The sequence below is a fragment of the Pandoraea sp. NPDC090278 genome, assembly GCF_044772185.1.
In the GTDB taxonomy this organism is placed as follows: domain Bacteria; phylum Pseudomonadota; class Gammaproteobacteria; order Burkholderiales; family Burkholderiaceae; genus Pandoraea.
Window position 1 is genome coordinate 379,549 of sequence record NZ_JBIVYJ010000005.1, and the last position, 24,148, is coordinate 403,696.

The 24,148-nt window shown below is 59.8% G+C and carries 22 protein-coding genes and 1 tRNA gene; 12 read left to right on the top strand and 11 right to left on the bottom strand.

What is annotated here, in order from left to right; translation table 11 throughout:
• Nucleotides 1-62: 62 nt before the first annotated feature.
• Together ACIQWO_RS19505 and ACIQWO_RS19510 are read left to right on the top strand one after the other, a co-directional pair.
• On the top strand, nucleotides 63-683 hold the full coding sequence (locus ACIQWO_RS19505; protein ID WP_402827702.1) for a hypothetical protein: 621 nt from the start codon (nucleotides 63-65) through the stop codon (nucleotides 681-683).
• A 163-nt stretch (nucleotides 684-846) separates the two neighbouring features.
• A complete protein-coding gene (locus ACIQWO_RS19510; protein ID WP_402827705.1) occupies nucleotides 847-5,397 on the top strand; it encodes a dermonecrotic toxin domain-containing protein in 4,551 nt (1,516 codons plus the stop codon).
• 35 nt (nucleotides 5,398-5,432) lie between these two features.
• Here the strand turns inward: ACIQWO_RS19510 and cobA are convergent, their stop codons facing one another.
• The 5 genes from cobA to ACIQWO_RS19535 all read right to left on the bottom strand — a co-directional run bounded on the left by cobA (nucleotide 5,433) and on the right by ACIQWO_RS19535 (nucleotide 10,401).
• The gene (cobA, locus tag ACIQWO_RS19515; RefSeq protein ID WP_402828239.1) at nucleotides 5,433-6,239 is read right to left on the bottom strand and encodes a uroporphyrinogen-III C-methyltransferase; all 807 of its coding nucleotides are present in this window, start codon (nucleotides 6,237-6,239) and stop codon (nucleotides 5,433-5,435) included.
• 93 nt (nucleotides 6,240-6,332) lie between these two features.
• The gene (locus tag ACIQWO_RS19520) at nucleotides 6,333-7,634 is read right to left on the bottom strand and encodes a sulfate adenylyltransferase subunit 1 (protein ID WP_402827708.1); all 1,302 of its coding nucleotides are present in this window, start codon (nucleotides 7,632-7,634) and stop codon (nucleotides 6,333-6,335) included.
• 115 nt (nucleotides 7,635-7,749) lie between these two features.
• Complete coding sequence (gene cysD, locus ACIQWO_RS19525; RefSeq protein ID WP_150577681.1) at nucleotides 7,750-8,697, bottom strand: sulfate adenylyltransferase subunit CysD; 948 nt, start codon at nucleotides 8,695-8,697, stop codon at nucleotides 7,750-7,752.
• A gap of 106 nt (nucleotides 8,698-8,803) precedes the next feature.
• Nucleotides 8,804-9,520 (bottom strand): phosphoadenylyl-sulfate reductase, encoded by a 717-nt coding sequence (locus tag ACIQWO_RS19530; RefSeq protein ID WP_402828242.1) that lies wholly within the window; start codon nucleotides 9,518-9,520, stop codon nucleotides 8,804-8,806.
• Between the two features lie 104 nt (nucleotides 9,521-9,624).
• Entirely contained in the window at nucleotides 9,625-10,401 is a 777-nt protein-coding gene (locus ACIQWO_RS19535) for a sulfite exporter TauE/SafE family protein (RefSeq protein ID WP_402827711.1), read from the bottom strand.
• A gap of 133 nt (nucleotides 10,402-10,534) precedes the next feature.
• On the opposite strand from ACIQWO_RS19535, the gene ACIQWO_RS19540 reads away from it, so the two are divergent.
• Nucleotides 10,535-11,476: a CysB family HTH-type transcriptional regulator gene (locus ACIQWO_RS19540; RefSeq protein WP_402827714.1), complete on the top strand. Its 942-nt coding sequence runs from the start codon at nucleotides 10,535-10,537 to the stop codon at nucleotides 11,474-11,476.
• 6 nt (nucleotides 11,477-11,482) lie between these two features.
• Here ACIQWO_RS19540 and ACIQWO_RS19545 read toward each other — a convergent pair whose 3' ends face one another.
• The 4 genes from ACIQWO_RS19545 to ACIQWO_RS19560 all read right to left on the bottom strand — a co-directional run bounded on the left by ACIQWO_RS19545 (nucleotide 11,483) and on the right by ACIQWO_RS19560 (nucleotide 15,762).
• Complete coding sequence (locus tag ACIQWO_RS19545; protein WP_402827717.1) at nucleotides 11,483-11,992, bottom strand: hypothetical protein; 510 nt, start codon at nucleotides 11,990-11,992, stop codon at nucleotides 11,483-11,485.
• Between the two features lie 291 nt (nucleotides 11,993-12,283).
• The gene (locus tag ACIQWO_RS19550) at nucleotides 12,284-13,489 is read right to left on the bottom strand and encodes a hypothetical protein (RefSeq protein ID WP_402827720.1); all 1,206 of its coding nucleotides are present in this window, start codon (nucleotides 13,487-13,489) and stop codon (nucleotides 12,284-12,286) included.
• The gene (locus tag ACIQWO_RS19555) at nucleotides 13,489-14,667 is read right to left on the bottom strand and encodes a hypothetical protein (RefSeq protein ID WP_402827723.1); all 1,179 of its coding nucleotides are present in this window, start codon (nucleotides 14,665-14,667) and stop codon (nucleotides 13,489-13,491) included. The genes ACIQWO_RS19550 and ACIQWO_RS19555 overlap by 1 nt, the downstream gene beginning before the upstream one ends.
• 45 nt (nucleotides 14,668-14,712) lie before the next feature.
• Complete coding sequence (locus ACIQWO_RS19560) at nucleotides 14,713-15,762, bottom strand: BamA/TamA family outer membrane protein (RefSeq protein ID WP_402827726.1); 1,050 nt, start codon at nucleotides 15,760-15,762, stop codon at nucleotides 14,713-14,715.
• 551 nt (nucleotides 15,763-16,313) lie between these two features.
• Here ACIQWO_RS19560 and ACIQWO_RS19565 point away from each other — a divergent pair.
• Together ACIQWO_RS19565 and ACIQWO_RS19570 are read left to right on the top strand one after the other, a co-directional pair.
• Nucleotides 16,314-17,483: an ABC transporter substrate-binding protein gene (locus tag ACIQWO_RS19565; RefSeq protein ID WP_402827729.1), complete on the top strand. Its 1,170-nt coding sequence runs from the start codon at nucleotides 16,314-16,316 to the stop codon at nucleotides 17,481-17,483.
• Between the two features lie 183 nt (nucleotides 17,484-17,666).
• Nucleotides 17,667-17,751: transfer RNA gene (locus ACIQWO_RS19570), tRNA-Leu, on the top strand.
• 66 nt (nucleotides 17,752-17,817) lie between these two features.
• Here the strand turns inward: ACIQWO_RS19570 and ACIQWO_RS19575 are convergent.
• Entirely contained in the window at nucleotides 17,818-18,030 is a 213-nt protein-coding gene (locus ACIQWO_RS19575) for a tyrosine-type recombinase/integrase (protein WP_402827732.1), read from the bottom strand.
• An 11-nt stretch (nucleotides 18,031-18,041) separates the two neighbouring features.
• On the bottom strand, nucleotides 18,042-18,692 hold the full coding sequence (locus ACIQWO_RS19580; RefSeq protein ID WP_402827735.1) for a phospholipase D-like domain-containing protein: 651 nt from the start codon (nucleotides 18,690-18,692) through the stop codon (nucleotides 18,042-18,044).
• A 685-nt stretch (nucleotides 18,693-19,377) separates the two neighbouring features.
• Between ACIQWO_RS19580 and ACIQWO_RS19585 the strand changes: the two genes are divergently transcribed.
• The 7 genes from ACIQWO_RS19585 (at nucleotide 19,378) to ACIQWO_RS19615 (ending at nucleotide 23,988) form a co-directional block, all read left to right on the top strand.
• On the top strand, nucleotides 19,378-19,635 hold the full coding sequence (locus ACIQWO_RS19585) for a type II toxin-antitoxin system ParD family antitoxin (protein ID WP_150665159.1): 258 nt from the start codon (nucleotides 19,378-19,380) through the stop codon (nucleotides 19,633-19,635).
• The gene (locus tag ACIQWO_RS19590) at nucleotides 19,632-19,931 is read left to right on the top strand and encodes a type II toxin-antitoxin system RelE/ParE family toxin (protein WP_402827739.1); all 300 of its coding nucleotides are present in this window, start codon (nucleotides 19,632-19,634) and stop codon (nucleotides 19,929-19,931) included. Before ACIQWO_RS19585 ends, ACIQWO_RS19590 begins: the two co-directional genes overlap by 4 nt.
• Nucleotides 19,932-21,066: 1,135 nt before the next feature.
• A complete protein-coding gene (locus ACIQWO_RS19595; RefSeq protein ID WP_402827742.1) occupies nucleotides 21,067-21,651 on the top strand; it encodes a PAAR domain-containing protein in 585 nt (194 codons plus the stop codon).
• A gap of 4 nt (nucleotides 21,652-21,655) precedes the next feature.
• Nucleotides 21,656-22,543, top strand: coding sequence for a hypothetical protein (locus ACIQWO_RS19600; RefSeq protein ID WP_402827745.1), 888 nt, complete (start codon nucleotides 21,656-21,658; stop codon nucleotides 22,541-22,543).
• Nucleotides 22,540-22,941, top strand: coding sequence for a hypothetical protein (locus tag ACIQWO_RS19605; RefSeq protein ID WP_402827748.1), 402 nt, complete (start codon nucleotides 22,540-22,542; stop codon nucleotides 22,939-22,941). Before ACIQWO_RS19600 ends, ACIQWO_RS19605 begins: the two co-directional genes overlap by 4 nt.
• Nucleotides 22,942-23,015: 74 nt before the next feature.
• Entirely contained in the window at nucleotides 23,016-23,417 is a 402-nt protein-coding gene (locus ACIQWO_RS19610; protein ID WP_402827751.1) for a hypothetical protein, read from the top strand.
• Nucleotides 23,407-23,988, top strand: a complete 582-nt coding sequence (locus ACIQWO_RS19615; protein ID WP_402827754.1) for a PAAR domain-containing protein — start codon at nucleotides 23,407-23,409, stop codon at nucleotides 23,986-23,988. Before ACIQWO_RS19610 ends, ACIQWO_RS19615 begins: the two co-directional genes overlap by 11 nt.
• The last annotated feature ends 160 nt before the right edge of the window (nucleotides 23,989-24,148 follow it).

Below are 24,148 nucleotides of genomic sequence, written 5' to 3' on the forward strand. Positions count from 1 at the left end.
TGTTGTCTACGGCCTTGTCTGTCCCGACGTCCGCCACTATGTGTCACCCTTTCGATACACCGATGTCGAATCCAACATGTCCTATGCGCACGGATATCTCACGAGACTTCACGGCGCTTCAACAGATCGAGCGCGGCGCGCTGCAGCGTCCGGAATCGATCTACACGTGCGAATGGTTCACGGACCGAATGGAGCGAATGCAGAAGAATCTCGATCCGTTCAACGCCGCACTCGACGCACTGACGCACAGAGGCGATGCCAGGGCACTCAGGGCGTATGACGCGCAGAACCTCGTGCTGGTGCGCCTCATCTCGCTGTCGTCCGACGCCGAGGTACAGCGCGAACTTCTCGAACTCGTTCACGAAATCAATCACCGCCCTTCCGAAGAGTCGGTTGCCGACGTTTGCGAACGTCGTTTCGGTGGATCGGTTTTGGGCGACATCCAGCGGTGGTTCGCTCGCAATGAGCAGGTCTATCAAGACCGTCTTAAGCACCAAAGGCGGAGAGATTTTGTGGCGAGCCTGGTGGCGGTGGGCCTCCTTGGGCGCGAACGAGTCGCTGCGGCAATCCAGGCCACCGTTCTTGCACTCCAGGCGTTCAGATGGGCTGGCACTGGCCGCGATCCGCGAAACGAGGTTGCACAGGTCAACCCAGGCGCTCCAGGTCCGGGGGGTAACGTCTGAGTTACCCGAGCACTCGACACACGCAATCGCGCGGCCACCCGAACCAGTGGCTGTGCGCTTGCCGATACCATCGCCCCAAGGCGTCACGCGCGGGAGTACCAGACACATGTATTCGATCTCTGCGAGTCCGTCCGGCGTTGCGGGTACGGCTGAGCACCCCGAGTTGACTGCCGCACCGAACCTCCCACCGGACACCTTTGCGCGGCTCTCGGAATTCCAGCAAGGCGCCGACGCCACGCTCAATTGGCTCGACGAATCGCCGGAATCTGCGCCAGCGCTCGGACTGATCTTTTCGCTCGTGAATCAGCGGGTGTCGTTCGACGATCTCTCAGCGCTCGACGACGACATCGTCTATCGGTTCGCCCGCCTCTTCGACGACCAGCCCGTGCTGGGCACCTACGTGCTGGCCTCTCTGCCCGCGCAAATCCGACATCGACTTCCCTGGGAATCCGTGAAAGCCATCGCTGAGCGAGCGCTAAGCGAACCGTCGTTGCGTAGCCTGTCCCGATCGCTGAATCGCGCTGGCGTCGAAATTCCGGAAAGTGCCAGACACGGCAGCGCATGGGGGAAGTACTTCACGCAATGGCGCGAGCAGATCATCGACTGGGCGCACGCGTTTCGGTGGGCAGGCTCGGGGCATACTGGAGAAGCACCCGATGAGCGAGCACTGCAAGCGTACGCAAAGGCGCACTGCCCTCGAGCGCCCGACATGAACTTCGGGCGAAGCGGCTGGACTGGCGTTGCCATCGCAATGCTTTACGGCTCGGCCATTGGCCACTCGCTCACCCGCGTCCCGCCGATCGGACCGAGGCCCCTCCTCGACATTCCGATCACCCCCGTCTTTCCGGCAGAACGCATCACCTCATGCGCAGGGTTGCCTCCCAACGGTACATCGACGCTCGGCAACGCCGACGTTCCTGCGTCAGATTTCTTCGATGTCAACGACCTGAGCAGCACCGTCCACGAGGCATGGCAGTGGCTATCGCACACGACGGTAGACATGGTCGAGCGTTTGATCCAAGCGTTCGACGCGCGGATGCCTCACGATCCACTCCGTTTTACCGGGACCCTCGCTGCATCGCTCGCCCCTACCGATCCGTCAGTTCCGGAAGATCCTTCCGGGCCGGACGATCACCCCGCTGAATTCGCCATCGCTACCTGGCGCGCACCGGACCCCGCTGCCTCGACCACCCGCCGCGATTTCTTCTCCATGTCGCCGGGACTCGACCAGCTCGCCATCGCGGCCAATAGCTGGCACAACCGTGGTTCCGAACATCGGGCGTTACACGTCAAGTTCGATCGATTGATGAACTTCTCCTCACTGCCAACCGAGGCAGAATTGTTTAACGCCACGATTTCGGCCGAACCGGATTTCGCTAGCCTCGATCAGCCCGATATCGTGTTCAGACGCCACAAGCCGGTACCGGGAAGTACTCGTCTGCGGGATGTGACTTACTGGAATCTTTTCGACGCCGCACGAATGATACGTTCGGGGTCACTTGACATTGATAACCCGCCCGAGGACGTCTATTTCGATGTATGTCAACGCACCCCGCAAGGCGCGATACAGGGAAATCCCACGCTCGTGAGCGCGCAACGCTTTCGGGCGGTCGTGACTCTCTGGACGGAAAAGTGCGATACGCAGGCAAAACAGACCTGGTCGATTCCCGAATCATTGCCGGGTCAACTCGACTCTGCCGTGACCATCGGGTCGCAAATCGCACTGGCACTAAGCGATCTGACCCTGGGCTATCGACAAGGACTGATTCCACATCGCGCGCTGCCTATGGTGCGAGACGTCCTGTCCCACTCGCCCCCATTCCACCCGGTCGGATCGCGTCCGACGTCGCGTCGGCTTCTCCTCAAGCTCACGCAAGGCAGCCGCGAACAGACATTGGTCCCCGCCGGTACTTTTGTCATTTTCGAGCGTCCACAAGACGGCTTGACCCTGCTCTATCTGATGGGCGACGCGCAAGCGTGGCGTGCCTTTGCCTCCCCGAAGACGTTGTCGCAGGCCATCGAAAAGAATGTCGGTGGTCTGCGAGACACGCTGCTCGAACGGCTGCCACAATCCGTCGTCGCTGCGGGACTGACCGACGCCCCGCCTATCGCGTTAAGCCCCGTCACGCACGCCGATCCCATACGGATGGCCAACCGAGCCACGCTTGACGTCATGCGCGCCGACGCCCCGCTGAAAACCGTGGCTGTCACAACTGGCCACAGGATCAGGCAATACACGAACTGGTTGAGTGGCTCTTCCACCTCGGCCGTGGAAGAGGCACTCGACAAAGCGAGGCTCGCGCGTATCGATGCGGGCCTTCCGGCAACGCGGCACAGTGCCGTGATCTCACTGGCGCAGATCGACAGCATCCGCCACATTCAGACGCTTCGCGCGCAGTTGTCGACAGCCATGCCGGACGTCCATCGCATGGCACGGGACTTTGCAAGAAGCGTGCTGAATCGCTCCGGTCTCAGCAACACCGACCCGGACACGTTGTACGTGCGCATCGAGGGCTCACCCGCCCCGATTTCCGTCACATCGGCCACACTCTACAAACTGCGGGTGCCCGACGCCATCGCGACAGGCCCACTCCTCAGACGCTCGCCTGAAGGAACGCTGCGACCTGAAACGCAAGATTGGGCGTCTGACAGCCCATTCCCGGACGCTGCCGCCATCGTCGGCAAGCTGGCCGATGGCCCCCCGGAAAAGACTATTTACGACGCCCTTGAGCATTTCTGGTCGACATCGCGCAACACGGTTCGCCAAGTGCTCAAGAGCGAGTTCATTGCGCAGGTCTGGCTGCAACGCGCGAGCGGCGTACTCTCGGTCGAAGCGCGGCATCTGGCGGCGCGTATCGCGGGTCCGATCGACCTGAATCGTTTCTACGAGATACAGCTCTCTCACGAGATTATTTCGCCGAGAGTCAAGCGGGAATGGCTGCAGGTAAAGGGGCACAATTCCGCACTGATGGTTGTCTGGGCCGAAGGTCGGCCATCGATGCTTCTGATTGCCGCATATCCCGACGGACCGCAAGTTCGCGGTTTTGAAAGCCGGGCGAAGCTTGAAGACTGGTTTCATCAGCAAACAGCCGACGACGACGCTCGCCGCCAGCTTGCCAGCGGCTTTAGTCCGCCGTCGCTCGACGACGAATGGCTTGTCGACGCAAAGCTCGATGCGGTAGGACAACCCGTGCCGAGCGAGTCCGACACCTTCACCTTACTAACTTCGGTATACGAAGCGCGATCGCCACACGGTGTGTTGGCACCCGAGCCTACCCCCCATCGTCGGTTAGTACTCAAGGCCATGGACTATCTGGCGAAACTGGATCTGGCGGTTGGCTTCGCATCGTGGGCGTTTCCCTCCGTGCAACCGGTCGGCGCTGCCATCTCCATGGCCGACTTCAGTGTCGGCGTCGTCGGCGAAGGCGTAGCACTTCTGACCGGAGATAAGAATCTGCACTCGCAGGCGTGGCAATCCATGCTCTCGGCGGTCGTAGCGCAAGGTGCCGTGGCCGCGCGGTTTCCGGCGCTCTCATTCATCACAGGCTCACGCCGATTCAACTACTACGTTTCGCAACCGCCCGTTTTCGGTGAAGAGCTCATCCTGGGTTTGCATCGCGCCGACGGACGCCTGTACGCCGCCATCGATTCGTCGACGCGCGCTTATGTCGAGTTTGACAGCACGATCGGCCACTTTCGCCTGATTCCACCCGCCGGTTCGGCTGCAACGGCGTCCGATGCCCTTTACATGCGACTGGGATCCGAGGGACGGTGGCACGTGACAACATCGGCCGATTTGCTCCAGTCGGGGCTGGAGGAGCCGACAGTCGGGTGGCGTATCGATCAACATTTTCTGGAGCGCTACGATGGCTGGCGCAACAGACACAACCCGCTGTTCGAGAATGCCATGCGCGCGTACTCGGATACCGTATCGCAGCGCACAAGCCCCGTTGGCGTGACCGTTTCGGATCTACGTCTGCTCAAGCTGGAATTCATCGATCGCACGATACGAACCCCGGAAGCGTTGGGCACACTGGCCGGTCGGATCAACGAACTGCAGAATGCCGTCGATGCCGCAGCGACGATCTCCGTCGCCCGACTGCCGTCACAGGCAAGAGAGGTCGGCGCGCTCTATGTGCCGATCACGCAGCGTTTTCGCCACTATCTCAGCCATCTGCGCACTGGTTTGCTGCGAGCCTCCGCAGTCGGGGCATATTACGGCCGCGCCGATTCCGTCGCGCATCAATTCAATGCGTATGCGCAACTGTCTCCATCGGTTTCGGAAGTCTTTTCGCAGGATCTCGCTGTGCTGGGCATCGGTGACATTCCCTACCTTCCCGGGCCGCCCAATTCCTTGGTCGGCGCCTCCGTCGAGGCCCTTCTCGAAGGCGCGCAGGACACGACGCGTATGTTCGAGATTACGGCGGGAAGCCGCACGCTTTTGCTTGGCCGACGACTGTCGTCCACCGGCCATTCTCAATACGTATTCATGGACCCGGCCGTGGGAATCGTCACTCACTCAGACCGTGAAGAATTGATGCATCTGGTGGACACACATCTGCAAGACGTTGTGTCGGAATACGGAATCGCCATGAATGAAGCGGGCACCTATGCGCTAGAAATCGCCGAGATCGACGCCCGGACGTTAGGCGACATGCCATTGTTCCGCGACATCGATCTATATGTGCCGGTGCGCGAGGCGTTCAGGATCTAGCGACAGCACCCCACCGGTGCGTGCTCTCGCCTGGTTCAGGCGGCTTCGCGCGACGCGACTGTCGACGACGACAGGTGAAGCATTTCGTGAAGGGATTCTGCGTTGGCATCGGCAAACACCTCGCCGACGAGCAGCACACTGGGTTGGGAGGCGTCGAACCATGCCGCAGCGAGGCCCTGCGCCAACTCACCGAGACCGAGTAAGACACGGCGCTCGCGCACCGTGGTTGCGGCTTCGACAATGGCCACTGGCGTGGTGGCGGGTTTGCCTGCCGCGATCAGTTCTGCGGCAATGCGTTGTGCGGCGTCGCGGCCCATGTAATACACGAGCGAATCGGCCGACGCTTGCGTCGCGATCTCCGCCGAATCGGGCGCACGGCTCTGCGTGACGAACGCCACACTGCGCGAGACACCGCGCAACGTGAGCGAGCGGCCGAGCGTCGCGGCACTCGCCAGCGCCGCCGTGATGCCCGGCACCACTTCCACTTCGATACCCGCAGCTTCAAGCGCGCGCAGTTCTTCGTCCGCGCGACCGAACAACATCGGGTCGCCGCCCTTCAGGCGGACAACCACCCCGTGCGTACGTGCGTGATCGATCAACTGCTTATTGATGAACTGCTGGGCGCTGGAGAGTTTGCCGCAGCGTTTGCCCACCGCGACAAGCTTCGCCTGCGGGCACAGGGCGAGCATGTCCGGCTCGACCAGTGCGTCGTGAAGTACCACATCGGCCTGTGCGAGCAAACGCGCACCGCGCACGGTGATCAGGTCCGCGGCGCCGGGACCGGCACCGACCAGATACACCTTGCCCGGGAGCTGGGCGGATTTCGGTTGCGTCGTCGTCATGATGCTGCCGTCGTTCAGTGGGCCGACACCGGCGCGGTCTTGGCGCGCCATGTGCCTGCAATGCGAGAAAGAGTGTCGCCGAGGGTCGGCGCGTCAGGCCGCCAGTGCGCGAATCATGCCTGCCGCCACGGTGTGATGCGTCGCTTCGTCGATCAGTACGAACGCGCCCGTTGCCGGGTTGGCGTCGTACGTGTCGGCGGCCACCGGCTTTTGCAAGCTGAATTGCACGCGGCCGATGTCGTTCATGGCGAGCGTCGTCTTGTCCGTGCCGTGCGAGAGCGTGCTCACGTCGAGCACCGTGTCCACGCTGCCGACCTTCACGTACACCGTGCTGGTCGCCTGTTTGAGCAGATACTTGCGCTGCGGGGCGAGAGCGTCTTCGTCGAACCAGCAGACGTCGGCCGCCAGCTTGCGCGACGGTTCCAGCACCGAGTCCGCGCTCACGAAGGTATCGCCACGCGACACGTCCACATCTTCCGTCAGACGAATCGTGACGCACTGACCGGCAAACGCTTCTTCGAGCAGCCCACGCGGGCCGACGATCTCGGCAACCGTCGCGCTACGACCTGCGGGCAGCACGCGCAGCGTCTGACCCAGACGCACCGCGCCCGATTCCACTCGGCCCATATAGCCACGGAAGTCGTCGGCATGCGAGCCGTCCTGACGCGCGACCAGTTGCACCGGGAAGCGCAGTTCGCCGCCCGTTTGCGCGACCGGCAGCGATTCGAGCATGTCGAGCAGCGGCTCGTCCTGATACCACGGCATACGCTCGCTCGCGTAGACGATGTTGTCGCCCTTGAGCGCCGACACCGGCACGAAGCGTACGTCCTGCAATCCCAGACGCTGTGCGAGCTCCAGATAAGCCGCACGAATCGCGTTGAACGCCGTTTCGCTGTAGTCGATCAGGTCCATCTTGTTGATGGCGACGATCACGTGCTGCAAGCCCAGCAGCTTCACGATAGCGCTGTGACGCTTAGTTTGCGCGAGCAGTTCGGTCTTGCCCTCGACTTCGCTCACACGCGTGGCGTCGACCAGAATGATGGCGGCGTGCGCCGTCGACGCACCCGTGACCATATTGCGGGTGTACTGCTCGTGCCCCGGAGTGTCGGCGATGATGAACTTGCGGCGCGCGGTCGTGAAATAGCGATAGGCGACGTCGATGGTGATGCCCTGCTCACGTTCGGCTTCGAGGCCGTCGGTCAGCAGCGAGAAATCGATGTCTTCGCCTGCGGTGCGCTTGTGCTTGGCGCGTGCGAGCGCGGAGAGCTGGTCGGTCAGCACCGACTTGCTGTCGTACAGCAGGCGGCCGATCAGCGTGCTCTTGCCGTCGTCGACGCTGCCCGCGGTGATGAAACGCAGCACGCCGAGGTCTTCCTGATGCGGGGTGAGGCTCATGATCTCTTCAACTCGATTGCTTGGCCCCTGAGCGACAACGTAGGTCGTGGGTCGCTCAGGTGGGCCGATGTTCTTTCGATAGGGTCTGACGGTGGCGACAATGAATGCGCGCGTCTTAGAAATAACCCTGCTTCTTGCGCTGCTCCATGGCCGCTTCCGATGCCTGGTCGTCCATGCGCGTGGCGCCACGCTCGGTGATGTCGGTCACGGCCGTCTCGGCGATGATCTCCACCGGGCTCGACGCGACGCTGGCCACCGGGCACGTGCAACTGATGTCGCCGACCGTACGGAAGCGCACCGACGCCAGTTCGCTCGACTCGCCGTCCTGCTTCGGCGTGAGCGGCGTGACCGGCACAAGCAGGCCGTTGCGGCGCACGATTTCGCGCTCATGCGAGTAATAGATCGACGGCAGATCGAGGTTTTCGCGGGCGATGTATTGCCACACATCCAGCTCAGTCCAGTTCGAGATCGGGAACACGCGCAGATGCTCGCCCTTGTGCAACCGGGCATTGAACAGATGCCACAGTTCCGGACGCTGAGCCTTCGGGTCCCACTGACCGAACTCGTCGCGGAACGAGAAGATGCGCTCCTTCGCACGGGCCTTCTCTTCGTCGCGGCGCGCACCGCCGATCATGGCGTCGTAACCGTACTCGTCGATGGTCTCGAGCAGCGTGACGGCCTGCGCGGCGTTGCGCGAATCCGTTTCGCGACGCAGACGCACCGTGCCACGTGCAATCGAATCTTCCACATGACCGACGACCAGCTCAGCACCGAGCGCCTTCGCGTGACGGTCGCGGAACTCGATCACTTCCGGATAGTTATGACCGGTGTCGATGTGCACGAGCGGGAACGGCAGTTGCGTCTTGCGCCCCGGGCCGAGGCCGAAGGCCTTGAGCGCGAGATGCAGCACCACGACCGAATCCTTGCCGCCCGAGAACAGCAGCGCGGGCTTGCGGCACTCCGCCACGACCTCACGCAGGATGTACATCGATTCGGCTTCGAGCCAGTCCAGATGATCCATTCGCGAGCCATTGGCCTGCGCGACTTCGTGCATCGCACCCATAGTGTTCCCTTCCTTGACGATTCCGAGTTTTCCGAGATTCGGCTTGCGACGATGTGCAGCTGCGCGATGGCGCTCGCGGTCACACCGTCATATGTCTTTGCCCGTATCAGTTCGACTGCACCGACACCGGGATCTTGCTCAGGTTGCCCGCGTGCAACCCGCATTCCTTGCTGTCGCGCGACTCCCACCACCAGCGCCCTGCCCGGCTGTCTTCACCGGGGCGGATGGCACGCGTACACGGCTCGCAACCGATGCTCGGGTAGCCGCGTGCGTGCAGCGGGTTGACCGGCACGTCGCGCGCGGTGAGGTAGGCCCAAACCTGTGCTTCCGTCCAGTCGAACAACGGGTTGTACTTGGCGATGCCGCGAGCGTCGTCCTGTTCCGCGAAGGCCAGTTCGCCGCGCGTCACCGACTGTTCGCGACGCTGACCGGTGAGCCACGCGTCGGCGTCGGCGAGCGCACGGCCCAGCGGTTCGACCTTGCGGATCTGGCAGCAGGCTTTACGCAGGTCCACGCTTTCGTAGAAGGCGTTCGCGCCGTGATCGGCGACGTACTTTTCGACCGCGTCGACTTGCGGCGCGTACTGCGCAACGTCATAGCCATAACGCGCCTTGATCTTGTCGAGCATGCCGACGGTCTCGTCGTGCAGGCGTCCGGTATTGAGCGTGAAGACGGTAATCGGCAGTTGCTGGCGCAGAATCACGTGCGTGATGAGCATGTCTTCGGCGGCAAGGCTGCTCGCGAACTTCACGTTGCGATGCGCGCTTGCAATGCGGGCGAGGCGCTCGGCCAGCACGGCTTCCATTTCGTCGAGCAGCGCCATGTCCTGATGCTCGGCATCGGCCACGGTCGACGGCACTGCAGCCGGGGCGGGTTCCCAGCGGGATTCGTTTCGCATCTCGCGAACTCCTTGTTTTGTGTGGGGTGTCAGCCGACCAGCTTCACTGCCGCGAGCGTGAGCGTCGCCGCCAGCGCCCCGCGCACGATGCGCTCGGGCAGATGACGGGTGAGCTTCGCGCCCAGCCAGATCCCGGGCAGGGAGCCGATCAACAGACTGCCGAGCAGTGCCCAGTGCACCGTCTCGAGCCAGATATGGCCCAGCGCCGCGATGGCCGTCAGCGGCACCGCATAGGCGATATCCGTACCGGCGACTTCGGCCGGTTCCAACTGCGGGTACAACATCAGGATCAGCGTTGCGCCAACCGCGCCTGCGCCAATCGAGGAAATCGTCACGAGTACACCGATGACCGCGCCCACCACGACGGTGGCGATCGTTTGCGCACGGCCCGTCAGTTGCCAGTTGGGATGTGCGCGCAATGCGGCCAGCAATTTGGCGCGGAACAGCAGCGAGAGCACAGTCAGCAGCACCGAGGCGGCAATCGTCAGTTTGATGACGTGCAGCGTCGACTCGTCGATACCGCCAAGGCGCTTGAGGAACAGGATCGTGACCAGCGCCGCAGGCAGTGCGCCCACCGTGAGTCGGCGCACGATATGCCACTTCACATGACCGTGCGACCGGTGCGCCACCGTCCCGAAACTCTTGGTGATGGCGGCAAAGGCGAGGTCCGTACCCACCGCGACGGGGGCCGCGTAACCCAGCAGCAACGTCAGCAACGGCGTCATCAGCGAACCGCCGCCTACACCGGTCAGGCCGACCAGCAGGCCGACGCCAAATCCGGAAAGGGGTTCGAGCCACAGCGACATGGATGACGTTCCTGGTGGGTCCTAAATGCCTGTAGGGAATAACGTTATCGAAACAGTGGCACCCACTGTAATGAAAAGGCTATATACTTCAAACGAATTAAAAATTGTTTGTATATTTTCTAAAGTTATACAAATGAACCTGCATCAGTTCCGTTTCGTGCGCGAAGCCGTCCGCCAGAATTTCAACCTGACGGAAGCCGCCAAAGCGCTATTTACCTCCCAGCCGGGCGTCTCCAAAGCCATCATCGAGCTTGAAGAAGAGCTTGGTGTGGACATCTTTGCCCGTCATGGGAAGCGCATCCGTAACCTGACCGAGCCCGGTCGCATCATTTTCGAGTCCGTCGAGCGGATCCTGATGGAGGTGGAAAGCCTCAAGCGGATCGGCAAGGACTATGCCGCTCAGGATCAGGGCAGCCTGACCATCGCCACCACTCACACGCAGGCGCGCTACTCGCTGCCGCACGCCGTGGCCGAGTTCAAGCGGCGCTATCCGAAGGTGCGTCTGTCGATCCTGCAAGGCAGCCCGACGCAGATCGCCGAGATGGTGCTGCACGATCAGGCCGATCTGGCCATCGCCACGGAAGCCATCGCAGGCTATAAGGATCTGGTGTCGCTGCCGTGCTATCAATGGCAGCACGTGGCCGTCGTGCCCCCCGATCACCCGCTGTTGCAACTGCCGTCGGTGGCCATCGAGGATCTGGCGAAGTACTCGCTGATTACTTATGACCCCCAATTCGCCGGTCGCGCCAAGATCGATCAGGCGTTTGCGCTGCGGCACGTGGAGCCGGACATCGTGCTCGAAGCCATCGACGCCGACGTCATCAAGACGTACGTCGAACTGGGACTGGGCGTGGGGATTCTGGCGGGTGTGGCGTTCGACCCCGAGCGCGACCGCAATCTCCGGGCGATTCAGGTGGGGCATCTGTTCGGGACGAACGTGACGCGCGTCGCCCTCAAGCAAGGCGCTTATCTGCGCGGATATGTTTTCACGATGGTTGAGCTGCTTTCACCGATTCTGACCCGCAAGCTGGTTGAACAGGCCTTGCGGGGGGAGCATGAGAGTTACGAGCTTTGAGGCGAATCAGTAGACGCGTTTGACCTCTCGTCGTTCTGCCGCTTGAATCTCTCCATCGATCCACTGGCTGGGATCACGTAACACGCCGACCTTCTCTCGGAGTTTATTCAACTCAGTGCGATCCATCTGGTCCGTCGGATTCATTAGCGAGCGTACTCCAGCGGCCCCGCTTGGGGAGCGTGCACCGAGCTTTTCCTGAAACAGCACCTGCAAGCACTGGACCTTCTCGAACTTGGGCATCGAGAGGAGCGGCTTATGGAGCATGTGCGGGATGCGCTGATCGTGCAGCATGCGATTGATGCTCTCCACATTGTGGATGGTTTTCGTGTCGAAGGCATCGAACTGGTAGCCCTTGGTGCTGATATTGCGCAATGCTTTGAACATCGCCTTGAATGAGCTTGTCGTCACGTGCCCATCGCTATTGAGTGCGTCTGTCATGACACTGCTGTGGATGACTTGCTTGGCATCGTCGATTTGTTGTGCAAAGGTCGGCGTTTGTTGGGAAAAGATTCGCATAGGTTGGGGGATGTCGGAATCGAAGTTGGACGGTTTGCGAGCCCCGTCCCGTGGCACCGACTGTCATCGGGTCGCTCGCAACAGGGCTGCGCGCTGTCACAGACCCGCCCCTTCTTTGCGGTGTTCCTCGCCGGAGCTAACGAGTGTCGATTCGGGAAACGCCCTCGTTTCTTGGGTCGAAAATCGAAATCCGTGATCGCTATTCAAGAGGCAGAGGCACTACATCCGAAGTAGGGCACCGGTCGTGCGTCACTCGATCCGATCTAGCGATGCGCTGCCCGCGCCCTGCCGCTAGAACGCTTCGTTGATCTGAAAGTAGGCGCCTCGCGTCTGGCGGCCGAAGCCCACGTCGAAGCGCACATTCACGCGCGGCTTGAATTCGAAGCGATAGCCGACCCCGCCGTTGGGCAGCCAGTGCGCAGAGGCCAGATCGCCCGGCCGGTTAGCAATCGCGCCCGCACCGACCCACGCGACGATGCCGTGCCGTCCTACGAGATGCATCCGGTATTCGACCTGCGCCGTGAGCATGTTGCGGTCGCGGTATTGCCCCAGAAAGTAGCCACGCATGTGCTTGCCGTCGCCAAACGTCGGCATCATGCTCCACGGCACATCTCCCCAACTGAACTTCCCATAGACGTCGAACGCCAGCACATCGCGCTGGCGAAACTTCGTGTAGTGGTCGTACGCCCATTCGAACGACTCGAACGATGTGCTGCTGCCGAAGGCGCGCCGGTAGACGGTGGTCGTGAGCGATAGCGCCTGTCCTTTGTACGGGTTGGGGATGAAGTCGCGTGTGTCGTAAGAAAAGTTAGCGCTCAGACCGATGCTGCGCACATACGGCCCGATGGGGTCCGTCACGAAAGCACTCGCGTCGCCCTTGTCGCGATTCACGGCGGAATCGAAGTGGGCGTCGACACCGAATCCGCCGTAGGCGCTCGGCCACAGCCGCCACAGAAAGGTCGGACGCACAAAGGCACTGCGTTTGGTGTACTTCTCGCGGTTGTCGTCGTTGCTCGCACGGTCGTAGCCGATGCCCCAGTACTGGGTGGGCATGTTCACCACCGCGCCTGCGATAACGAAGCGGAAGCTGTCGTCGGTGAAGAACGTGGTGTTGTCGACACCGATGCCGAACGCGCCGGTCGTCGTGCCGAAGCCGTGAAGTGTCAGCGTGGAGAGTTGGGTGGTCGGTAAGGCGTCGCGCGTCTTATATAGACCGACAGCGGCCGCGCCGATGCCGAAGCCCATCTCGGGGTTGTAGAACGGCCCCGGCATGACGCCCCAGTCCATGCCGTGACTGACGTCCACCTTGTCTGCCGCGCCCAGCTTCGCGAGCAGGCGGTCGAGCCAGCCTTGTTGTGCGGCAGGCGGTGTTTCTGCGGCCGTCGTCGGCGTCTGGGCGAACGCTAGTCCACTTTGCGTGATCGTGACGACCACCGCCCACGTCAGGAAAGCGCGCAGCGCCGGTGTTCGTCTCACGATGAATGCCGGGGCGCGCATCAGAATCTCAGGAAGGCGGTGAGGATCACGTCGCTACGGTTGTAGCCGTAGCCGAACTCGGCGAGCAGGCCAAACCGCTTGCTCGCCGCCCAACTCACTCCGACCACACCGCTCCAGCTTCCCGTGACCGACTGATCGATCTGATAGTCGAGCCGTTGCGTCTGACCGCCTGCGGCTTCGATCGGCACGTCGAAGTGGCCTGTGATCACGGCGCGCGTGCGAAACCACGTCGCGCCGACGTAGGGGGTGAGAATGCCCGCCGATCCGAGATGGAAGTTCCAACCGATGCGCGGTGAAATGTTCCACGAATGGATGAGGGAGTCGGACATGGAGATGTCCGAGACCGTGTACGTCACCGGCAGCGAGAAAAACAAATTGCCGTAGGTGCCGACCAAAGTGAATCCGCCGCCGTACGTGTGTCCGCTGTAGTCGGCATGCGCCGTCGGAAGCTTGATCGGGTTCGCGCAATTCGGTGGCGGACGCCGTCCCGCACATCCGATGTTCAGTCCGAAAAACTGTTCAAGTGCCGTGAGCGACGAGAAGCCGATATTGATGTCGCCGCCGCCGCGCACGTTGCCGACGATGCCGTACACGTTCATGAACGGAAACAGCCACGCGCCGAGCTGAAACTGGTTCGACTGACTGCGAATGCGCGACTGATCGAACTGCACAAAGTCTGCCGAGCGCAGGCCATTGCCGTTCGCGCCGACCATCAGGTTGCTGAGTTGATACCGCTGCGTGCCGTTGAAATACGAGTAACCGACGTCGTAGGGATTCGGCAGGTCGTATCCCCGGTCGACAACGCGCTGCGCGAAGAACGGCAGCGCACGGTCCCAGTGTTTCGGTGCGGCGGGTGACGATGGCGTGGCGTCCGGCGAGGCTGCGCCACTCGACGATGCCGACGCGTTTGCGGCCGCCCTGTCCTCCGGAGTGCCTGCGACACCCGACGATGGCGAAGGCGATGCGCTCTCGCCCGAGGGCGTGGCCGTCGGCCCGATCACGCCGCGATACCATCCGCGCCGCGCTGCCACATCGCCACCGGCGTCGGACGTCGGCGCGACCATCGTCGCCCCCGTCGCCCCTGCGCTCCAGGCGGCGGCATCGCGCATCACGCCGACAAGGCATGCGAACGCTCCTGCAACGACCCACCAACGTCTCGCGCTACGCCACGTTTCCATGAATGTGCCCTGCTCTCGAAAGCTGGTTGTCTGGACGGTCCGTCGTCAGCGCCAATCGCTGCCGACCTGAATGTAGAAAGCGTTCTCCCCTTTGCTGTGGGCGACGTCGATGCCGACGGCCAGACCCAGCTTGGCGGCGATGAGATAACGAAATCCTGCGCCGACGCTAACAACGGCATCGGCCTCGGAGAAGGACTTCCACTTGCCCCACGCGCGTCCTGCGCCGCTGAATCCCAGCACCGACCAGCGCGGCGTAACGTTCCAACGAACCTCGGCTTCGACCATCGCCGCGTTCTGGTCCTGATATCGCCCTTGCTGCACGCCGCGCAGCTTCACGTAGGGCTGCGCGTAGAACGGCGTGTCGCCCGCCGAGAAGCGGCCGTCGAGGCGCAAGCCGAGCACCCAATCGCGTGCGAGCGGCAGCCATGTGTAGCCGCGTCCGTTATAGGTCTCGAACGATTGCGAACTGCCCGCCCACGGGCGCGCGGCTTGAAGTTCAAGCTCCATATAGCTGCCGCGATTCGGGAAGAACATGTTGTCGCGCGAGTCGTAGTCGATCACCAGACCGACCTTGCCGATGCGGCGCTGTGCATCGGGCATGCCGACCTCCTGCGCAACCTGTCCCGTGAAGTGCGTGTTCGAATCGAAATAGGTGTAGCGCGGCCCGATGTACCAATGGGACTGTCCGATGCGAAACAGCACTTGCTGCACAAGCAACCAGCCGTTTAGCTGGTAGGAACGCGGCGAGTTCGACAGACCGTAGTAGTCCGTCTTCATGTTCACTTTGGCGATTCCACCGAGATAACGGATGGCGTCGCCACCCCACGTATGGAAGTGCATGAGGCCCGCCCCCCATGTCCCGTTTTCGGTGTACATGCCGCCAACGGCGGTGATGTTCGGGGGTGTCATGACGCCGGTTTCTTTTGCGTTTCTCGCGGCGTCCGCCATCGATTCCGAAAAGAACAGCAGCCCGACACCGCCGCCGTATCCAATGGCCGGTTCCGTGATGATCATCGGGACGGGTAACGCGCCACGATGATTCAGCAGGAAATCGCTGGCATCGAAATCACCGTCGTCCTTTGAATGCCAGGACACTTTTTCTTTAGTGGGTTCGGTTGAGGTGCCGGGCTTCTCGGGTGCAACAGCCTGATCGGCCTGTTTGGCCGCAGCTGTGCCATTCGATGTTTGCGCGCTAACGGACGTCGTTGCGGTGGCAATACACAGCGCTAGTACCGCAGTCAGGTTTCGCTGAAGGGCACCATGCGTCACGTAGCCGGGCATCGTCTTGCGCCCCCTCCCCCACGACAGTCTCTGCATTGGCTGCTCGCTCTCCGGAAACGAGAATGAAATTCAGCGATATTTAATTCTCAAAAACCTCAAACACTTTGAGCACAGTAATTTTAATTACCAATTAATTACTCAATTAAATTAGCTTTCAATAAAACACTAAAACAATTAACGAACCTTAGTCAAAACTAATTTTTAAATTTTCGATAACCGCCGGTAGTTGAACGATTGATTGGGTTCGTGGGGCGATTGAGGCAGGGCGATGAGCGGCTCACGACACGAATCGGGGAGTATTTTTCCGTGCTGGTCTGACGCAGACGGTGCGGTATGCTTACGCGATTCGACCAAAAGGAGACCTCATGCGCTCACCTCTTCGCGGCATCCGCCTGTCGGGTGTTTTGCTTGCTCTGACGTCATCCGGCGTGGTGACGGCGGCCCGTGCCGACCTGACCGTTGGCATCGACCTGTCCTCGACGGGGCCGGCGGCCGCTATCGGTATTGCCAGCAAGAACGCCATGCAGCTTTGGCCTGACCAGATCGGCGGCCAGAAGGTGCATTACATCTTTCTGGACGACGCCTCCGATCCCGGCACGGCGGTGAAAAACACGCGCAAGCTCATCAGCGAAAACAAGGTGGACGTGATCGTCGGCCCGAACATCACGCCGAGCGCGCTGGCCATGCTCGACCCGATCTCCGAAGCGGAAACGCCGATGATCACGCTGATCGGTTCGGCGGTGGCCGTAGAGCCGCAGGACGCCAAACGTCGCTGGGCCTTCAAGATGGCGGCCAACGATTCGGCTATGGCTGACGTGATGACGCGTTACATGGCCAACCACGGCGTGAAGACGGTCGGATTCATCGGCTTTGCAGACGCCTATGGCGATAGCTGGCTGAAGGAATTCTCGAAGTTTGCCGCGCTGCGCAAGTTGCAGATCGTGGCGCAGGAACGCTTCAACCGGACCGACACGAGCGTGACCGGGCAGGCACTGAAGCTGATGTCGGCGAAGCCGGACGCCATTCTGGTGGCGGGTTCAGGCACACCGGCGGCCCTACCGCAGCGCACACTTCAGGAGCGCGGCTACACGGGCAAGATTTATCAGACGCACGGCATTGCGACGTACGACTTCGTTCGTGTCGGTGGTAAGGATGTCGAGGGCACCCTGTTCCCGACGCAGCCGGGCGTCGTCGCCAAGACCCTGCCGGACGGACATCCCGCCCGCAAGGCGGCGCTCGCGTTCACGAAGAAGTACGAAGCGAAGTACGGCGTGGACACCGTGACCCAATTCGCAGCGGATGCTTACGGCGTATGGGATCTGCTCAACGACGCGGTGCCGCGTGCCGCCAAGGTCGCGGCGCCGGGCACGCCCGCGTTCCGTGTGGCATTGCGCGACGCGCTTGAGTCGACGCATAACCTCGCGATTCCCAACGGCATCATGAATCTGAGCCCGCAGGACCACGTCGGTCTTGATCAGCGCGCCGGGGTGATGGGACAGATCAAGAACGGCAAGTTCGTCTACGTCTCCGACTGATATAGGGCAACAGCACGACTGCCGACGGTGCCAAGCCTGAGGTTTGGCACCGTCGGTGACGCAAAGCTGCCGAAGCGGGCTTGTGGCGGGAGAAAATTTCGGTCATAATCTCGCCTTCGTCCGGTGAGCCATCAGGTTTATCGAACGACTCACGCTGCGACACCGCTCGGTGCCCGCACACCCGCCCAGGTGGTGAAATTGGTAGACGCAGGGGACTCAAAATCCCCCGCCGCAAGGCGTGCCGGTTCGATTCCGGCCCTGGGCACCAAAGCTTTTCCAAGACATCCGGCGATTCCGCCCTGCTCCGCAATTCATTGTTTGCTCCGCAATTCGGTTATTTCGTCGGCTCGACTTTGTCGCCGAGACGGTCGCGCACGTAATGCTCGGTCATTACCAAAGAGCGGTGACCAAGTTGCTTTTGGGCCTTTCGAATATCTCCCGTTGACTCTGCTTTGTCGGCACCGGCTTTGGCCCGAAGGTCGCGAAACTGGAATGCATCCTTCGCAATACCGGCAGCCTCGCGAGCCGCATCGAATCGAGTTCGCAAGCCCCGACGCGTCAAAGCCTAACGCCGACGTGATCGTCGCTTGCTGCTTGCGACGCGAACGAATTCGTTCGAGAACTTCCCCAAACCTCCCCCCGTATCGAAATGCGAATGCGCATGCCTGTCGTACCTTGCTGGATACACAATAGGCCGTCGCGGATATTCTTTTCGTCAAACCTCAGCGTATCGGCCGGCCGCTGCCCCGTGAGATACGCCAAATCCATCGCGTCGCGTATACGAACTTCCTCGCCAATACGAATGATGCGCTGAGCCTCCTCATACACATCTCGATACAGATCGGTGTCTTCCGATCTCCGAACCAGTACTCCCATCTCGTAGTTATTGATCTGACCAAACTCGGACAGGTTCAGGCTCGTAACGACGCACAACTCCTCGCTCATGTAGCACTTGGCATGCAGGTTTTTGCAGTAGCTGGTGCGAACATAGGTAAGCCCTTTGAGCCATTCGATTTCCGGCGGCTGCAACTCGCTCTTGCCATAGACCAACCTCACGTCAATTTTCAGGCGGTTCTTATCTGCAAGTAGCTCCTTTATTCGATCATTGAGCTTGAGGAATGGACTGATCAGAATTACTCGATCAACGGCCCCTTTGATCAATTCCTCAAGAAAATAGTTTGTCGCACTGGTGTTTAAAAATTTTGCCACCTAATCCCTCGCTGAGGCAAATTACGGGGGGCGCTAAATGGTCCATAGCAAGTGCTTGTGTATATCGCCGAAAATCATCAACGGCCCACCGCATGAGATGCGGCCGTCTTCAAAATTACCTCACCAATTTCGGCTTTGCTCCGGGCTTTGGTGAGTGAGGTATGTAGTACGGGCTGAACAATCGTTCCGTCGCCACCATCGCCTCCGCAAAAGTATCGAAGTAGATTGCATGGCCAGGGTCCGATACATGCGCCCGATGGATTTCTCTCTCTTCCTCATCCCACGCGTAGCCGAGGTAACGGGCATGCGCATGAAACCAAATCACGTAGCCCTTACGAGGAAATGCGGGCGGCAATGTCGCCAGTCGCCGCTTGTCATTGGGCGCGTCGGTCTTCTTGGTCGGGCCAACATCGTGTGCGGCGTGCTGCCGCGTTCGCTTGCGTCTGTCACGGTGCCTCCACTTGGATAGGAATAGTTCACTGAGGGACGTAACTCATCATGTCAGGCGAACAGATACTTGCGTTTCAGCAACTTCCGATAAATTTTTCGGCTAAACGGCCAATGCGCCAAAATACCAAAGACGGCGACCTGAGTTCTGGAGAGGGGAAGGGTACGTTATTTGATAACTATTGATAAGCATGCTAGAGTGACCACTAACCTAGCTAACTCCAATCGGAGAGAAACCATGATCAGTGCTGAACTCGGGCGCTCGCTTGAGGAGTACGTCGCCGAACTGGTGAAGCGGGGCCGTTATGGCTCGAAGAGTGAGGTGTTGCGGGAGGGCGTTCGTCTGATTCAGGACCGTGAGTCGCAGCTTGCCGCGCTGGATGCTATGGTTGAGAAGGGCATTGCAGACGCCGCAGCAGGTAAGGGCCAGCCAGCCGCCGATGTGTTCGACCGCCTTGAGAAGAAGTATCAGGCAAAGGTGGACGACGAGGGATGATCGTTCACTTATTGCCCGAAGCCATCGTAGACCTTGAGACCGTTGGTGACTACATCGCGCTGGACAACCCGCGCCGCGCCGTAACATTCATTCAGGAATTGCGGGACAAGTGTTTGAGCCTCACAGACATGCCGTACGCCTTCCCCGTCGTGCCGCGCTATGAGCGCCTCGGTATCCGACATCGCGTCTACGGCAACTACCAAATCTTCTATCGTGTGGTCGAGTCGGACGAGCGCATCGACATCGTCCACATCCTGCACAGCGCACGAAATTACGCGGCGATTCTGTTTCCCTGACGGCATCTGTCGAAGTGCCGAGGATGGAGGAGTGGCGCGGCGCATGCCCTCAACAGCTCCCTAAACATCCCCAATAAACCGCTGGAATCACACCGCGCCGAGCCGCATTCTTGCGCAAATCTACGCGCGGATAACCATTAAGGGTCTGACGTCCGAGAGGCTCGTACTTCCCCTCGCAAGAGAGAATCGGAGCCCGCAGGTCACCATGGCGCGACTTGAAGCGCAGCACCGTCGCAGCATTGACTGTCGCTCCGCCTGGTTGCCGACAAACCTTTGCCCACCAAGTTTCTCCTTCACCGAAGCTACTAGGTAGCTGCGAAAACAAGGTTCCTTGGTTCGGCATTTCGATGTTACGAAGGCCGGCAGACGACGTTTGGGAGCAGGCTTAACAAAAAATGGGATTTATCTCGTTGATCTTGAGAAGGGGCAAGCAAAAAATCGAAGGTTTATTCCTGCCGGCAGCGTCCAATGGAAAGCCAACAAGCTCTCGATGTCAAAGATACTAAACGCTTCCTCTCGCAAGACCCGGAGCTCTATCTCACAGTCTGCAACACGCCGACGGAAGAATGTCAGGACCGAGTCGTAGTGCGATGCTCAACCGCACCGTTTGGTAAGTGCATCGACGCGTACCTGACGCCTGTGGACGCTGCAATTAGTGCCTGGTGGTCAAGCAGTCAGGATATTGAATATCAGGTATTGCCCTCCTCCCGCTTTGACCCCTCCGAGTTCGTTGCGGATTTCGGGCGTTTGGTGATGCACATCCAGTTGGGATACGCAGCTAAGAACGGCCAAATCATTTCTCACGCGCAAGGGCGTCCTGCCGGCATGGGAATGATAGAAGTGCAACACTTTTGCCCTGGCGAAACGCCTCGAATCGAGTATTCGATGGACGAGGAGACGAGCCTGGTTGTATCCAAGCTGTTCTCGGCCTCAGGTCTCCCGAGTTATCGCGAAACGTTCGATTTGCTCCGCGTATGGTCCACATTTCAACTCGAGCAATCGGTGCGTGCCGCCGCTCGGTCGATGGGCCGTTGCTGCCCCCAAAGACTGAGAGCAATCAAGTCGCGTTCTTCAACCCGTTTGACGAGAAGTGGATGTTCCTCCCCGCCTCCGTGCTGTTGCCGGGGGAGACGACATGAAACGCTATTTCATCATGGTCGGCGACAAGACAACTCGCAATGGCGTTGTCATTGAAGGCGAGCCGCGGGCACGTAATCAGACCACCCCGTTCTCGACACTCGGAAGCAAAGTTTATTGCCCCGCCTGCAAAACCACCGGGTTCATTGTTGGTGCCGGCCCTTCTCGTCGAGCTCAATTCCTCGGCAAGCTTGTAGCGCTGGATGGCGACCTATGTCGCTGTGAGTGCGCCCCGCCCCCTCGTTTGATTGCCTCACAGCGAGCGGCGTGCATAAGTTTTGATGCCAAGGAACTCTCGGCTCTAGGCTACGACCATTTTGGTAACCCCTTACCGGTATCCGAATCCGGCGATAGGTTCATCTCATTCCGGTTGGTCGACGACCATTCCCTAGCAGGGCTTCGGTGTATTGCACATTTCAACAATGGATTGACAAGCACTGGAACGATTGACGCAGACAACCGCCTTCACATCGAGAATCCGGCCGGTTCAAGCTGCCGACAAATCGAATTCGGGTTTCCAGATTCGGGCCCCAGTAGCGTTCTGTGCGACGCGTTCATTCAAACCTTAGCTTCCCAGGAATAATCGGATGTCTACAGCAAGTGCAGCTCAAGCGTCTCGGGACGACAGCGCCATTTCCTTCGCGGGCCCGTTCGAAGTGAACAAGGAGCATGAGGTTCCGGGCATCCTTGACACAGCGCTGTCCACGTTTGTGGCGACAGCCCAGAAAATTGCCTTCGATTTCATCCAGGATGCGCAAGTTCGTGCGGAGTACATGCGTCAAATTGACGAGATTCCCAAGATTGTTCGCTCAGAGGTCGCCGCAGGACGGGTAGGGGTAGTCGAAGGAGTGGTCTTTGCGCAGACGATGCGCAACCAAATAATGATGGAGACGCGCGCGGCCACTTCGGCCGGAACAAGGGCTCGCATCGAAAAGTACAAGAGTGAAGGTAGGTCAAAATCGTTCTTACTTGAAAAATACAGCGTGATGATTGCCGACCCAGGCGCTAAGGGTCGCATGACCAAAGAGGCGCTTACTGAGTATTTAGAAGCGATTGCTGCGGGCAAGCGTCCCAGCGTCTTCGAAAAACTGACACCGGACGAGCGCAGCCGAGTCTATTACGCCATCATCGATGCGGCAGGTAGGGACAGCGTCGAATACAGTACACGTGCAGTGAGAATGGCCGCAGCAGGAAAGGTCTTTACCGCACTGACGACCATTTTGGTGTTAACGGAGATTCTTAATGCGAAAGACAAAGCACAGGAAGTCAACCGCCAAAGTGCGATCTTAAGTGGGTCGTTGATGGGCGGTGCCTTGGGGGGCGCGCTAGTTTCCCCTATATGCGGTCCAGGAGCGCCGATTTGCGCATTTGTTCTGATTCTCGCAGGCGGAATTGCCGGTGGAACAGTCGCGGAGAAAGCTAACGAACTGTACCAAGAGGAGTTGCGGCACTTTCGAGGCTGGAGAATCCGATGACCGACTCGGCACGCAGAAACTGCTGGATTTCGCTTTCGGACCTTTTTGTTGACAACGTACTGGATTTCCAAGGCGTAGCGGTTCAGATGGTACGTCATTGCCAGCCGATGTCCGACGAGGACATCCGGCGGGCATTCTTTTACGAAGTAGCACCGGTTCTTGGACCTCAAACGCTCTCCCCTGCACCATTGGTATGGACCGAGTTTGATTCAGACGAGGTAATCAAAGATGTGACGGCACGAATTCAGCGTCGCGCTTTAAGTCCGCTTTTCCATATTCAATGCCTCATTGGTGATTTCGCCTGCCGACTGTGGTTTGCATTCATTTGGAAAGAGTTGGCCAAGGCCATTGCCGAAGAACGCAGTTCGAGCCACACAGGAGATATGAATGCACCGTAATTTCTTGCTCAAGCGGAGAAGGCAAACGAACTTTATCAAGAAGAGCTGCGGAACTTTCGAAACTGGAGAATCAAGTGACCGACCCGGCGCGCAGAAACTGCTGGATTACGCTTTCTAATCTTTTCGTTGACAACGTGGTTGATGTCCGACGGGTAGCGTTTCAGTTGGTACGGCATTGTCAGCCAATGACCGACGAGGACATCCGGCGGGCATTCTTTTACGAGGTGGCGCCCGTTCTTGGACCTCAAACGCTCTCCCCTGCACCATTGGTATGGACCGAGTTTGATTCAGATGGGGTAGTCGAAGATGTGACGGCACGAATTCAGCGTCGCACTTTGAGTCCGCTCTTTCATATGCGTTGCCTGATTGGCGATTTCGCTTGCCGGCTGTGGTTCGCCTCCGATTGGAAAGAGTTGGCCGAAGCCATTGCCGAGGAACGCAGTTCGGGTCACACAGGAGATATGAATGCGCCGTAATTTCTTACTCAATGGGGACAAATCTACGAACGGTGGCACCGTTCTAGAAGGAGACCCGACGTTTACGTGTGACGGCATCCCCGTAGCATTTCACGGCGCAAGAGTCTATTGCCCTGCATGCAAGTCGACAGGGGCAATTGTTGGGTACGGACCAACGCTGAGCATGACAAATGAGAAAGGTCAGCAGCAAGCCTTGGAGGGAGACTTGTGCGTTTGCAAATGCGAACCACCTCCAAGAATGCTGGCGTCGCGCCGAGACACGTTCCTGGACTTATCAGTTGAGCAGTTGACTGAGCAAGGATACGACGCAAGCGGTCGCAGACAACCGCCGGCCGCTCCCACGCAACGCGGGCGTCTTGTGTTCAAGTCGCGCGACGGGTTCTCGGTTGCTGGCCTGCGATGCTGGGCGTATCTTTCCGACGGTTCGTCTGTTGACGGCGTGTTCGACGGGCAGAATCGCCTTGTCTTCGACGATGTTTCGGCGATCGACTGTCGCCACCTAAGAGTAATGGCCGCCGCCCCCTTGCATGGCTCCATGTGCGATTCCTTCCTGGATGCGATTGCACGGTAGAGCGAGCGCGAACGGAATCCAACACCCATAAAATCTGGATAGGGGTAAAAAGGGAAATGACCACGTCTGCGCGGTTACTCACGTCAGTCGTACCGGACCATCAGTCCTTAAAAATCATTACGTTCCATCAACAACAACGTCCAAATGCAGGGGCCTCAAA